Source organism: Trichodesmium erythraeum IMS101, assembly GCF_000014265.1.
GTDB classification, from domain to species: Bacteria; Cyanobacteriota; Cyanobacteriia; order Cyanobacteriales; family Microcoleaceae; genus Trichodesmium; species Trichodesmium erythraeum.
In genome coordinates this window covers 6,496,719-6,510,167 of record NC_008312.1, presented here as the reverse complement: position 1 = coordinate 6,510,167, position 13,449 = coordinate 6,496,719, and the positions used below count along the sequence as shown (strand labels likewise).

7 protein-coding genes and 1 pseudogene are annotated in these 13,449 nt (G+C 32.7%); 6 read left to right on the top strand and 2 right to left on the bottom strand.

Translation table 11 applies throughout. The features are described from left to right. Nucleotides 1-1,125: 1,125 nt before the first annotated feature. Together TERY_RS20290 and TERY_RS20285 are read left to right on the top strand one after the other, a co-directional pair. Complete coding sequence (locus TERY_RS20290) at nucleotides 1,126-3,546, top strand: CHAT domain-containing protein (protein WP_011613550.1); 2,421 nt, start codon at nucleotides 1,126-1,128, stop codon at nucleotides 3,544-3,546. An 815-nt stretch (nucleotides 3,547-4,361) separates the two neighbouring features. Continuing rightward, nucleotides 4,362-5,273: a heterocyst differentiation protein gene (locus TERY_RS20285; protein ID WP_011613549.1), complete on the top strand. Its 912-nt coding sequence runs from the start codon at nucleotides 4,362-4,364 to the stop codon at nucleotides 5,271-5,273. 1,083 nt (nucleotides 5,274-6,356) lie between these two features. On the opposite strand, the gene TERY_RS20280 is transcribed toward TERY_RS20285, so the two are convergent. Then, complete coding sequence (locus TERY_RS20280) at nucleotides 6,357-7,457, bottom strand: D-alanine--D-alanine ligase family protein (RefSeq protein WP_011613548.1); 1,101 nt, start codon at nucleotides 7,455-7,457, stop codon at nucleotides 6,357-6,359. Between the two features lie 847 nt (nucleotides 7,458-8,304). Here TERY_RS20280 and TERY_RS20275 point away from each other — a divergent pair. The 4 genes and pseudogenes from TERY_RS20275 to TERY_RS28815 all read left to right on the top strand — a co-directional run bounded on the left by TERY_RS20275 (nucleotide 8,305) and on the right by TERY_RS28815 (nucleotide 11,999). Further along, nucleotides 8,305-8,679, top strand: coding sequence for a hypothetical protein (locus TERY_RS20275; protein WP_011613547.1), 375 nt, complete (start codon nucleotides 8,305-8,307; stop codon nucleotides 8,677-8,679). 333 nt (nucleotides 8,680-9,012) lie between these two features. Beyond that, nucleotides 9,013-9,804, top strand: coding sequence for a hypothetical protein (locus TERY_RS20270; protein ID WP_011613546.1), 792 nt, complete (start codon nucleotides 9,013-9,015; stop codon nucleotides 9,802-9,804). Between the two features lie 526 nt (nucleotides 9,805-10,330). Beyond that, nucleotides 10,331-11,017, top strand: a complete 687-nt coding sequence (locus TERY_RS20265; RefSeq protein WP_011613545.1) for a lecithin retinol acyltransferase family protein — start codon at nucleotides 10,331-10,333, stop codon at nucleotides 11,015-11,017. A gap of 346 nt (nucleotides 11,018-11,363) precedes the next feature. Further along, nucleotides 11,364-11,999 (top strand): annotated as a pseudogene (locus TERY_RS28815) (IS1 family transposase). A gap of 207 nt (nucleotides 12,000-12,206) precedes the next feature. On the opposite strand, the gene TERY_RS20255 reads toward TERY_RS28815, so the two are convergent. Then, the gene (locus TERY_RS20255; protein ID WP_011613544.1) at nucleotides 12,207-13,274 is read right to left on the bottom strand and encodes a PIN domain-containing protein; all 1,068 of its coding nucleotides are present in this window, start codon (nucleotides 13,272-13,274) and stop codon (nucleotides 12,207-12,209) included. Nucleotides 13,275-13,449 lie beyond the last annotated feature (175 nt).

Genomic DNA, 13,449 nt, shown 5'->3' with positions numbered 1-13,449 from the left:
TATGTCAATAGCTGTATTTGTTTTATAAAGAAGCTTTATAGCTTTCAATGATATAACAAAATAATGGTTTAGCTTACACGATTAAAAAAATTAACTGATAAGTCAGTATTCTCTCAATGGAAAAAAGGTGATTTAATAACTTTTAAAAAATACGGTTATGGTAACCAGAAAAAAATTTTAGTAAATATTGCAGACAACAAATAAACTTTTTATATATAATATCATTGAAGATAAAAATACATTAATCTTTCATCTAGTGATACCATTGAACTATAACAATGGGATTAAGAATTTTGTGTATCGGCCCTATTATACTGATTATTTTATATTAACAGGACTTACAGAATATAGCTATATATAGTGTATTTTTTGTAATTTATTCAGATATTTATACTACAATTATATCCTTTGCGTAAGTCCTGATTAAGTGCATCAAAGCAGGAATGGTATCAGCTATACCTGATTAATAATTACTATTGCTACTTACTGCCGAATATCTACTATTTTAGATGTTGGGGATGAAACTAAAGGTACTCCTGATACGTGGCTATTATTTTTATTAAATGGTGATAATGTTCCAGATCCCTAGCGCGTTTCATGTCCCATAACAAAATGCCTAACTATTAACTAAAAAGCATATTACATTTGGCCAAATTTAAGTTTTATGCTTAGTTTAGGAACTCTATATTTTAGTGCTGAATAGTTAAATTATTCAAAAAGCACTCCTGAATTATTTAACAGGTAGCTGTATAGGAAATCTAAAGATACAGCGGGTTTGGTCAGGGTGTAAGGCACAGTTGTTAACCAACAAGATTCTCTCACTATATTCGAATCTGCTGTAAAGCCTCAGAAACCTAGATATTAATATAGATGAAGAGGCAACAAAATTAAAATTATCTCATCTAACAAACAAGTCTGTAGTCATCCCAACAGTCAAGTTAGTAGAAGTAATAATCCTAAAACTCATTGCGCAAATAGTCCTGGGAAATTATAACCACCAATGCTTGAAGGTTCTACCGACTAGTACCAAAACCAAAGCGCGTCAAATATTTCCCATTTATTCACGGTTAAAAGCGAAGATCGGGAGTTTTGACGAAATAATTTGAGTAAAAGGATAGAAAACAAGTGACTCAAGAATTTCATGTTTCAATTACTCCCTTGGGAGAAGACGAATATTTTGTCCGGACAGAAAAAGTCCCTGTTGGAGGCCCAGTGGCAGAAGAAATAGTCCAATGGCCTGTAGAAAAATGGCTAACTCAAGCCCGTCAACTATTTCGTGATCCATTAACTGATCTTCTAGAAGAAAAGTCCAACTCTCAGGTAGTGATCCCTAATCAGATTATGTCCAGGTCTGGGGAAGTAGTAAGTCCAAGTTTAGTAGCATTAGGCCAAGAAATGTATCAAGAACTATTCAAAGATAGCCTGAGAGATAGTTGGAATTGTGCCCAAGGAATCGCTCACAATCGAGGTGAGGTTTTACAGTTACGTTTAGGTACTAAAGACAGATATCTATCTAGTTTGCCTTGGGAGGTACTCCATGTAGGCGATCGCCCCCTGGCGACTGGTACTGACATTGTCTTCTCCCGATATCAACCTAATACCTGCTTACGGAAACTTAACCGGATATTAACACCTGAAGAACCATTAAAAATTTTAATGGCGATCGCGGTTCCCAGTGATAAGGATAGTCTAGAACTGGAAAAAGAATATAAGGTATTACAAGAAGAACTGCAAAAAAATAGTGGGGCAACTCAGATTTACCTAGACATTCTCCGGCAACCAGGGCGAGAACAACTTACCCAAGCATTAGAACAAGGTAAATATCAAGTTTTCCACTATGCAGGTCATAGCAACTGGGGTATTTCGGGTGGTGAAATATCTTTAGTGAGTAATATAACAGGTTTAGCAGAAAGTCTGAGTGGTAAGGATCTGTCAGGTTTGCTAGTTAACAATGGCATTCAGATGGCGATCTTCAACTCATGTCGAGGTGCGTATAACCATCTTATTGAACCTACTGATGAGGGAATAGAGCTCAACTTAGCAGAAGCGATGGTCAAACGGGGAATTCCTGGGGTGCTAGCAATGGCAGAACGTATTCCAGATGAAGTTTCTCTTATCCTAACACGTTTGTTTTATCGTAATCTCAATCAGGGTTATCCGATAGACTTAAGTTTAAATCGGGCAAGACAAGGTTTGATTTCTGCCTATGGTTCACATCAACTTTACTGGGCATTGCCTGTTGTTTATCTACATCAAGATTTTGGTGGATATCTAATTGAAAAACAAAGCGATTCTCAAAATGAAATACAAGAGGATATCCTGACGTCTATTGATGAAAAAATTGAAACTCCGAATTTATCAGAAAATTTAAATCCCGTACAACCAGATATTGATTTAGGGAACCTGGATGAGGATCCTACTATGGCTAAAAATGATAATTTAAATTTCCAGTTTCAAGACAGTAAATATCAAGTTATGACACTTGAAGATATATTGCCAGAAAAAGAAGATATATTGCCAGAAAAAGAAATAGGAAGGCAAATAAATAATCAAGACTATGAAAAACAAGAAGATTTAATAACACCTACACAAAGTAGTGAAGAATCAACTCATTTAATATTCACGACATCAAAGACTAAAAATAAGTCTCATAAGTTTCTTTGGCAAACAAGATTTACATTATTAACATTAGGATATGCAATTTCAGGAATAATATTATTTTTGGGAATTAACTACATTGTTTTCAATAATCGTCAATCAATAATGAGTGCTGAATTACCTAAAGCACCTGCTCCAGCTATCAAATATAAATACAACAGAGTTAGACTTGTTAATCAGACAATTAATACTACCCCAGAAGTACAGAACATGGCAATTCAACAGTTTAATCAAAATGAGCTTCGAGCTGGTAAAATGGTAGTAGAAACATTATTAGAAGAAGGAGAATTATCTCAAGCAGCAGAAGTTATAGCTGTTGTGCCAGAAAAGCTTAGTGAAGATCGAGAAATTAATTTTCTTAAAGGTCGATTAGCTTGGGAATTATTCCAAGATAGAAATCAACATAATCTGATAGATGAAGCTATAAATTATTGGGAAAAAGCTGCTGCCCAGAGCCAAGAAAATCTTCAATATCAAAATGCTTTAGGCTTTGCTTATTACACTAAAGGAGATATAGAAAAAGCCTATGCAGCTTGGTTAAAAGTGTTGCATTTATCTGGAGAAATTGCCCCAGAAATAAAAAATGTTAGCCCTGTTTCTCATAACTACATGGGAAATTTATCTGTCAAGAATAGAGAAGTTCTAAATGCTTATGCAGGTCTAGGATTAGTTACCCTTAAATATGCTCAAAATTTACAAAAAATTCCTGATAAAGCTTTTAAATATGCTAGTAAAGTTATGAGAGAAGCTGGCCAAGAGTTTCATGTCCTACAACTACAAAAAAATTGGTTGTGGTCTCCTAAAGCACGTCAAGATTGGGATTTACTATTGAAACTTCGAGAAAGGCAACAATTTGAACATAATAAAAAACCAGAAGAGCTGGCTTAGTAATAGTAATGTTAGAGCCAGTGACAGTTTATAGCTGAAGTCTGAAGTAGTTCAGTTAAATTCGCAGCATGGGGGTGAAAATATACTAAGCGCCCTGGTGGTTGTTATAATTTATAAACTAATGAAAATTTCATTTCACACTCGGCGGACTAATAGGGAAGAAAATCCTGCACTGGTGAGGTTTTAATGTTAATATTTGTACTTCACATACTTGGAATCTACTGTAATATCAAATTAGTTGGCTTTGAAGTATTATAAGAAACCGGGTTTATCTGAGGTAAATTTTAGTATAGTAGGGCATTTAATACTTTTCCTGAAATTATATACTTTTTGGTGCTAAATACTACCAGATTTGATATTATCTATATATAAAAAAACGTTTTCTTTTCCTTTCTCCAAATTGTAATGCCAAGGGTAAAAAAATAATGCTATACTTGTTGATATGAGACTTAAATTATTCAGTAATTATTTCCTTTTCCCTAGAAGATTACCATTACATTTACTAAGGTATACATAAGGCGAATTATATTTTGAGTTTGTTCGGCTGTTTGAAGCTGATTGAATTCAAAGTATTTTTCTCTTTGTATATTGAATTGGTTCCATTTTTACAGTTAAGGGAAGATGTGTAGTAGTTTTAGTATTCAAAGTAGCAAATATCTATCACGCTTGGTATAAGTATTCAACCGAATATGATGTTAATAAACTAGTTTAATATAAGAAAAATTTTGAATAGCTTACCTAATTAAAGTAGTAATGGTTAGATATATTGAAAGTTTATTTTTCAAATGACTCATCTAATTATATAAAATATCACCATGACACAAAAACATGAAAATATTATCAATTTTTTTAACTCAGTTCCTGGGAGAATACTCTCACACCTAATTGCTGTTTTGTTAACTTTAGGTGGTGTTTGGTTGTTTCAAAATCGACCATTAAATTTTTCAGAAACTATACCTTTGACTCCCGACCCAATTAACCTTGAACGATATAATAAAGAAAAACCTATTAATTATAGTCCAAATACTGTAGAAGCAGAAAAACAATTAGCTATTGAACAGTTTAAAAAAAATGATATTAAAGTTGGCAAAAAAGCTATTGAATCTCTGCTAAATAGAGGCGCTTTTTTAGAGGCAAAAGAAGCTCTTAATATTGTCAGAAATGCACCTAAGAATAACAATCAGATTGATCCTGACATCAATTTTTTATATGGTCGATTGGTTTGGGAGTTAGCCCAAGATGGAAATAGAAATTATTCTGTAGATGAAGCTTTATATTTCTGGGAAAAAGCAATTTCTGAAAGTCCTGATTATGTTCTATATCAAAATGCTATAGGTTTTGCTTATTATACGAAAGGGGAATTGAAAAAAGCTTATGATGCTTGGTTCAAAGTATTAGAATTATCAGGAGAAACTTTACCAGAAACATTGCAGAACATGTCGACTGAAGATATTACTACTCCAGAAGTTGAACAAAAACATGCTCTTAATGCTTATGCAGGTATTGGATTAGTCATGATGAAATCTGCTCTGACTTCTCAAGGAGATGAGCAGAGAGAACGCTGGTTGAGAGCGCTTCAATATCGGACAAAGGTAATGAATGAAGCTGCCAGAGAATATCATATTCCTCAACTGCGGCAAAATTGGTTATGGTCGCGAGTGGCACTACGAGATTGGGATTTTTTGATGAGAACAGATTGGAATATTTTAAGAAAAAGAAATAATTGATATTTTATCATGTTCCTTGAAGCATTAAGATAATAGATATATTATAAATAATTAAATTTGTATAAAAGTTTGGCTTGAAACTGATCAAGAAAAGATTGGTATAAATATTTATATTTATTAGTATTTCCGGAAACTAAATTTGAGCTTAGTAATTGCAAAGGCTTGAAATTAATTTCTACTATCTACCTTGCGATCGCGCATACTAAACTATCCAGAAATATACAGTATCGGATCGGAAAATAATTTATATGGAGCGAATAGTAGTAGATAGTATAACTCCTATTTTATGGTCCTGAATATCTCCACCTCAAGGTCATTAAAAAGTACCGTAATATTTAACAACCTTTTTATAGTTATTTTAGGTAAATTATAGGAGATACAGCTAATTTCATGGAGTAGGAGGTAGTGAGTACCAATGATGCTTATCTTGGAGCAAGTATTTTCTGACCTTTTAGATGGAATATATCTTGATAAATAACAAAAATTTTAGGGAGGTAAAGGAGATTAAGGAGCAGAGACAGATACAATAACGAAAAAAAAATATAAAACAATAACTACTACCAAAAATCAAATAAGAAAATAAGAAAACAAGTAAAAAACTAAAAAAAAAGAATATTTGTTGTATATGTTATTAGGTTGATATTTTTTTTAGTGGTAGGATAAAGGTTCTAATTACAATATAGTAATTATCAAAAATTGATTTTAACAATATGTTACTGAGTTAGATTGATAATAGAAATGTTTATATGAGTAAATTTTTCATTAATTGAATCAAAAAAAATAAAATAAAGATGCAAGAATACATTGAATTCTTAATAAGAAATACCTCAAATACTGATAATGGTGTACAAGATGCTAAAAATTATTGATGATTATCAAGAAGCTAAAGTAAAGTAACAAAAAAGCGTTGGCAATTTTTATAGATGTCTATTGAAGTGAATTATGAAACGAAATAATGTTTAGAGGTAAGGATGAGAGTACAGCAGCACAAAGGGCGGAATTAGCAGTAGCCCCAAAAAAGCTATAACGACTTAATTACTTATCCCACAACGTATTGTGCTCTGCACTGCCGAAAATTTTTAGTTACTTAGAATGTCTTTCTAAAGCTAACTGAATTAAAGTATCTACTAACTCTGAAAAAGGAATTCCACTTGCTTCCCAAAGCATAGGATACATACTGGATGAAGTAAAACCAGGCATTGTGTTAATTTCATTGATCAAAATTTCTCCGGTTTTTTCCACGTAGAAAAAGTCTACTCTTGCTAAACCTGCTGCATCCACAGCTAAAAATGCCTGGGTTGCCATTTCTTTGATTTTAGTGGCGATCGCCTCACTCACCCGAGCCGGAATATGTAAATCTGCTTTTCCCTCTGTATACTTAGTTTCATAATCATAAAAATCACTATTATAAGTAATCTCACCAACTATAGAAGCTTTTGGCATATCATTCCCCAAAACCGCACATTCTAACTCTTTTGCTTCTACACCAGCTTCAACGATAATTCGACGGTCATAACTAGCAGCATTATCCAAGGCGGTTTCTAATTCTGAACGAGATCGCACCTTGGCAATACCTACGGATGATCCTAGGTTTGCAGGTTTTACAAAGCAAGGATATTCTAAAGTTGTTTCAATATCATCACACAATTTGGGAAATACACAAGAATTCGACCAAATTTGCGATCGTGTTACTACCTGATACTTTACTTGAGGTAAACCTGCATGGTCAAAAGCTATTTTCATCGCTATTTTATCCATGCCCATTGCTGAACCCAAAACACCAGATCCCACAAAAGGAACCTGCATTAACTTTAGTAAACCTTGTATGGTGCCATCTTCCCCATTCGGACCATGAAGAATGGGAAACCAAACATCTACCTGTGCTGCTTGAGGAGGAATTTGCCAGAGAGGAGAAGAGCTTTGTTGAGTTAAGGATGTATTTAAGTCATGATTATTTTCATTTGTCAATTGTAACAATGATGGGTGATCAGAGTTTAGTACTTTTTGAGAAAAATCACTTGGTTGCCAAAGACCATTTTTTTGAATGTAAATTGGTATTAGTTCATATTTCTCTTTATTTTGAACCTTAGTTAAAGCAGTAGCGATCACTTTGGCAGAGCGAATAGATACTTCATGTTCGCCAGAGCAACCACCGAATAATAAACCTACTCGTAATTTTGTCATGATCAGATTCCTTTAACAGAATTTTATTTTAGATAGATTATCATATTCAGGTTAATCAGTCATTATAATAACAACTTAAGAAAATTTGCTTTCGCATTTTTCTTTACTAAGAGTAACTTCTACAGAATTTAAAAAAGCAGGATTTTCTTCTGGTAAAGTAGTATTAATAAATATTCCACTTCCTCTTTAAAATCTAGCAGTCAAGGCAACCCAAGGAACAATGACTAAGTAACAATGAAAAGTAACCATTTAGCATTTAGCATTCAGGTAGAAGGAGGAATTGGCTCCAAGAATAATTACAACATTTTTGAGGATATTAAAGTACAGTTTAATACTAATTTTTATTCCCTAAACTTGTAAAATTTGGTACTTTACCAGTTCCAAAACTCCTGTAAAAGTCCGATACGAAAAAGATGATCAGCTCAACTTCATCTTTTGACGCAGCATAAGCTAGGGAAAGGGCTCGCGCTGACAGCTAAAGTTCTGAGTGGTTACATTATAACTTTTGCAAAAATGAAAAAAATATATCTGTTTTCGTCCATTTTTATTTTTTTTTATCTTTTCCAATTTCTGCCAGAAGTCTTTTGATTAACTGCTATCTAAAATCAAAATAAATAGGCCATATAGTAACTGAATTATTAAAAATTTAAGATTATATTCATGGTAAAAACTATATAAATAGGATATATTAAAATCATATAAGTCAAAATAATGTCAACAATATCAGTAAGTATACAAAATTAATTACATATCTATAAAAGCTGAATTCTTTACTTTCTAAAAATGCGAAAGAATTGGATATAGATAAATAATTTTGTCATGGTACTTATTTTAGGAGTTAATAATAATGACTAATAGGGAATTTCAAATATTGAAACAGCAACGTGATGCTAAACTAGTGACAGTTTTAACAAAAATAATTGATACTGAATGGAACCGAGTTAGTAGGCAATTGGATGCTCTGGATACTGATTCTACTGATGTTACTAAAGCGGCAATTTTAATAGGGCAATATCAAATATTAGATAAATTAATGGCAGCTTTATCTGAAGGTAGTCTTAGTTCAGATTATGAAATAGAAGCTATATGGCGTTCAAAATTAGTTCAGCGTGTCGTAGAGGGTTTTAATTTAGATATTGATACTCGGACTCCACCTCGAAAATATAAAAGTATAGCACAACAACTTGCAGAAGCTTGTGGACTGGAAGTAATTCAAGATTGATTTTCTGTGTAACTATTTAGCAATTAGCGAGCTTGTAGTCTTTCTCGGCTTAAAATTTTGAGGTTACAGTAATTTCAAGCAATTATTTTACATCAAATGGTTGGAAATTATTGGCAATATCTTTAAAGTGAATTGATATTGGTTATTGTCCTATAATTCCCAAAATAATAGTTCTTTATATTACTTTGAGGATGAGGGAGAAACACAGTCAAAAACATAATCCTGTAGGGATATCTGATGGTAATTTTCTACTATGTTTTACTAATCAATAAAAATGCTGTAACTTAACAATATTTATAAACACAATATTTATTCACAAAAGCAAAAATTATTATGGCAAATAATACAAGTAAATTCAACTCAGATATGAGTCGACAATGGGCGAATTTAATTGCTATTTTAGGTACTTTTTTTCTGAATATTTATGTAAATATTTATCCTCCAAATGGTCTAACAATAGGAGAAATTTCTAATACTATATTTAAGGATGTTTTGATTACCCCTGCCAGTTATGCTTTTGCTATTTGGGGATTAATTTATTTAGGTTTAATTAGCTTCGGAATTTATCAACTCTTGCCAGCACAACGAGATAATCAAATTTTACGCAGATGTCAATATTTTTTAGTAGGTGCGAGTTTGGCACAAGTTGTTTGGATATTTTTATTTCAATATCAACTATTTGTTTTTTCAGTCTTAGCAATGTTAGGTATTTTAGGTTGTTTGATTTGCCTATATCTAAATTTAGGAATTAGTTATGAAAGAGTCTCCAAAAAAGATAAATGGTTTGTACATTATCCTATCAGTATATATTTTGCTTGGATTAGTGTGGCAACAATTGTAAATGTAGCCTGTGTTATAGATAACTTATCCTGGAATAGTTCAGAGCAAGTTGCTATTGTTTGGACAATAATTATGTTGATAATTGGAACTGTTATTGCAGCAATTATTAATATTCAAAAACAAGATGTTGCTTATACTTTAGTATTTGTTTGGGCATTGACAGCAATTGCAGTTCGTCATTTAAATATTCTGATTATTACTATTAGCGCTGGAATATTAGCTTTAGGACTAGTAGTTTTAGTTTTTCTCAAAGTTTTTTCAAAAGGTTTGAAGTTGGAAAAATAAATAATATTGTAAGTAGTTGTGCAAAATAATTACACATACTTACTTGTGTTCAAGAGTCTATATGTATAAAAATTACAGAGAATAAATAATGCTAGTTAATCGTGTATAGCCACTTAAGTTTTTGCTCTCAAATTAAAGTGTCAAAGTACGGGGTTGCAATTATAGGAATATCAAGGATATAGAAAAATGGAACCTGGAACTTTTATCTTGGTATGTAGGTCTTTATAATTTTATCATTTAGCATAAGCGAATGGGGAGGACCACAAAGGCAATGGGGAAATCAAATTTGAGTGCTTTTACTGATGCAGAAAAAGTACTTTAAAAGCTATTTATTTCTGTTTTTTTTGTTTTTTGACTAACAATACTTATGTGTTTTCCTCTTAATAAAAAGAGCTTAGGTTATATTGGGTTTTAAAATTTGTGTAAGTCCCACTAAATTGATCTAAAAATAGTGCTAATAATAAGAATCTACATCTATTGTTTATTTTTAGATTAAAGTGTAATGAGATAAATTTAGGAAAATAATATGGCACGAGGAGAACAAATATATACTATTAGAGAGTTTCTAAATATAGACGGTGTTTACGAACATCATGGCATTGACTATGGCGATGGAACAGTTATTCATTATCGCAAAGGAACAGAAACTATTGAACGAACTTCTAAAGCTTATTTTACTGATGGGAGAAAAGTTTATGTTAAACGTTACCCACTTCGTTATATTGCTGATACAGTTATTCAAAGAGCAGAAAATAGATTAGGAGAAAGAAAATATAATATTATTTTTAATAATTGTGAACACTTTGCAAGTTGGTGTATTACTGGAGTTAGTGATAGTCAACAAATAAAAAACTTTATTCCTCTACTGAATTATATTGATATTGAGCAAATATCTGAACAAGTTAAGGAAGCAATTTTCGGGGGAAAAACTCAGGTCAATACTGACAAATTGGTAAGTCAAGCTTTGGCAGATATTAAAGTGGCTTGGGAAAATATTCAATCTGAATATAAACAGAATTTACAGGAAGTATATGACTGGCAAAATGTTGCAGTTGCAGCTCTCAGAAAAGAACGGGAAGATTTAGCTTGTGCTGCTTTAATGCGAAAGCGAAAACATCAAGAACGTGCTGATGAATTAGCGGGTAGTTTGCAGAGGCTAGCAACTATAACAGAAAAACTTTTACGCAGCAAAAATTTAATTTGTAAATATTAGTATTGCTGATCATAAATTATAGCAAAGATAGTAATACTAATTCTGGTTTAGAATATTAGCTCTATTGAAAGGGGACTTGACAGTTAAATAGAAATTAACTTTACTTATTTAAACTTACACAATACTAAGGGATATTATAACAGTATGAGTAATGAGTGAAAACTATATGAATAAGTAGCTTGAGTGAAGAGGGATGTTGTGGCATGGGTCCTAGATAAGTTACAAACTGCGGTCAGTGATATATGGGTGAAAAACCGAAGCTAGCTCCAAAGCTTATGCAATTGACGATCCATGGGTAGTGCTCAATATTTATGAATAGAGGAGTAAAAGTTAGTGTTGTCTATCTATGCCGACCTGTCCAAAATGTGAATCTTCAAAAGCTGTTAAAAATGGCCATATCCATAACGGTAAGCAGCGGTTTTTGTGCTGCGAATGTGGACGACAATTTGTGGAAAACCCTACCCAAAAGCTGATTGATCGACTTTTGTTAGAGAGGATTTCACTGGCCGGCATTCCTCGTGTAGTCCAAGTTTCAGAGCAATGGCTACAGGCTTATGTACTCTAGAAATATGCACAAGTACCAAGCTCGCGCTTAGGTTCAGCCAAAAAAAAAGGTAAGCTCACAATTCAATGTGATGAATTATGGTCATTCGTAGACAACAAAGGTAATAAGCAGTGGGTCTGGTTAGCCATGGAAGTAGAGACTCGTGAAATTATTGGTGTCTATATTGGGTCACGGGATGAAGAAGCAGCCAGGCATTTGTGGCTGTCTGTACCCGCTGTTTATCGTCAATGTGCGCTCGCATACACTGATTTTTGGGCTGCCTACAGTGCTGTTCTACCCAGTAAAAGACATCAAGCAGTAGGAAAGGAAACTGGAAAGACCTCTTACATTGAACGATTCAATAACACCATTAGACAAAGGGTATCGAGGCTTTTGCGAAAAACTTGGTCTTTTTCTAGATCTGTGGAAAATCTTTAGGGTGCAATTTGGTATTTTATTCATCACTATAATCAATCATTACTTGTTTAGCACTACCGCGGTGTCTTTATATTTGAAAGATACTCATTTTGTTATTTTTTTAATTGCCCCCAACGACTCGGGTATGGTGCGTAGCGTGCTGAAAGCCTCTATGAACTATATCCATTCTTTTTTTGGTACCTCAAGAGCTTCTCCTCTATTTATCGTTTAGATTAGGGGTTGGTAAGTGTAAACAGTGTCATCATCAGGTTCAAAGTAAAATCTTAAATCAACATCAATATCTATTATGTCGCCCACTAAATCTGGCTTGGTTTCTCGGAAAAACAATTCTTTAGTATCATCGTCTTTATATATAGAGTCCTCATCATCAATTATTATTTGAACTTGATAGTTTATCCGTACTCTCAACTCAACTGATATGTAGTCTTTAGAAATATTAGTTATGGTATAATCTTCAATATTAGTTTCCACTTCTATAATTGACACATCGTGAACTTCACATTGGTTCGAATAGTCATAATATTTTGAATAATTATCAAGCTGATTCTCAACCCATTCTTTAATTTCTTTTTGAGTCCTTTCGGGTCTGTTTTGAATAATGTCTTCTACTTGGTCAAGACGAAGACGTTTTTTGTTTGAAGCAACTTCTATTTCTTTTATTTTGTCACTTAAATACTTGTTGAAATCTTCGATTATTTCTAAATGCTCGCTCGTGTACTTTAGCATATCCTTGTCCTTTGAGAATGCTAAAACTTTAACGTTGTTTTCCTCTGCCCAAATCTCTATGGATTTCAGAGTAAAAGCATCAGGGAATTCACTTTTTTTTCCTCCCGATCCAAAAGGAAATGTTTTATCAAAATAACTCCTAAAAATCTCTTTAATGTTTAATGTGGGGTAAGCAATAATTTCGAAGTTAGATTGCGAAAATTTTTCTTTTACGATTTCGTATAGTTCTTCTTTAACTTGTCTTTTTTCAAATGGTTTAAATTTTTCAGAGAGGGAAGGTATATTCCTAAGAATTCGAGTGTCCTGTCGATATTTGTTGAATTTTTGACTAGACTCCTCAATATTCTTTGATATTCGGTTTAAGATTTCATCATAAGTCAATTCTGGAAGAACAACCTTTATTTCACCTCTTTCAGCTAGCTTATACACTTCTTTAATCCTATCGCTTTCCAAAAAGTTGTTTGATTCAAAAATTGAAGTATCAATAAAAATTATATCCATAGTTTTGGTCAAATGTGTTGTAACAGTCTCGGCTATAAGTAGTTGCATGGTTTAGCGGTTAACTTTTCAAGTACACACCAAACTGAAAATCTGCAAGGGTTTTCAGAAGTAGGCGAGAACAAGCAATTACTTATAGCCATTGTTGCCACCAATTTTTATTTATTTCTGTTCATATAGTCAATCAGTATTTTGGTTTTAGATAAAAGTTTTACATCTTGTTTAT

Excerpts from the sequence above, each read along its gene's own strand:
- TERY_RS20285 (WP_011613549.1), top strand. The coding sequence starts at position 4,362 with ATGACACAAAAACATGAAAATATTATCAATTTTTTTAACTCAGTTCCT.
- TERY_RS20280 (WP_011613548.1), bottom strand. The coding sequence starts at position 7,457 with ATGACAAAATTACGAGTAGGTTTATTATTCGGTGGTTGCTCTGGCGAA.
- TERY_RS20275 (WP_011613547.1), top strand. The coding sequence starts at position 8,305 with ATGACTAATAGGGAATTTCAAATATTGAAACAGCAACGTGATGCTAAA.
- TERY_RS20270 (WP_011613546.1), top strand. The coding sequence starts at position 9,013 with ATGGCAAATAATACAAGTAAATTCAACTCAGATATGAGTCGACAATGG.
- TERY_RS20265 (WP_011613545.1), top strand. The coding sequence starts at position 10,331 with ATGGCACGAGGAGAACAAATATATACTATTAGAGAGTTTCTAAATATA.
- TERY_RS20255 (WP_011613544.1), bottom strand. The coding sequence starts at position 13,274 with ATGCAACTACTTATAGCCGAGACTGTTACAACACATTTGACCAAAACT.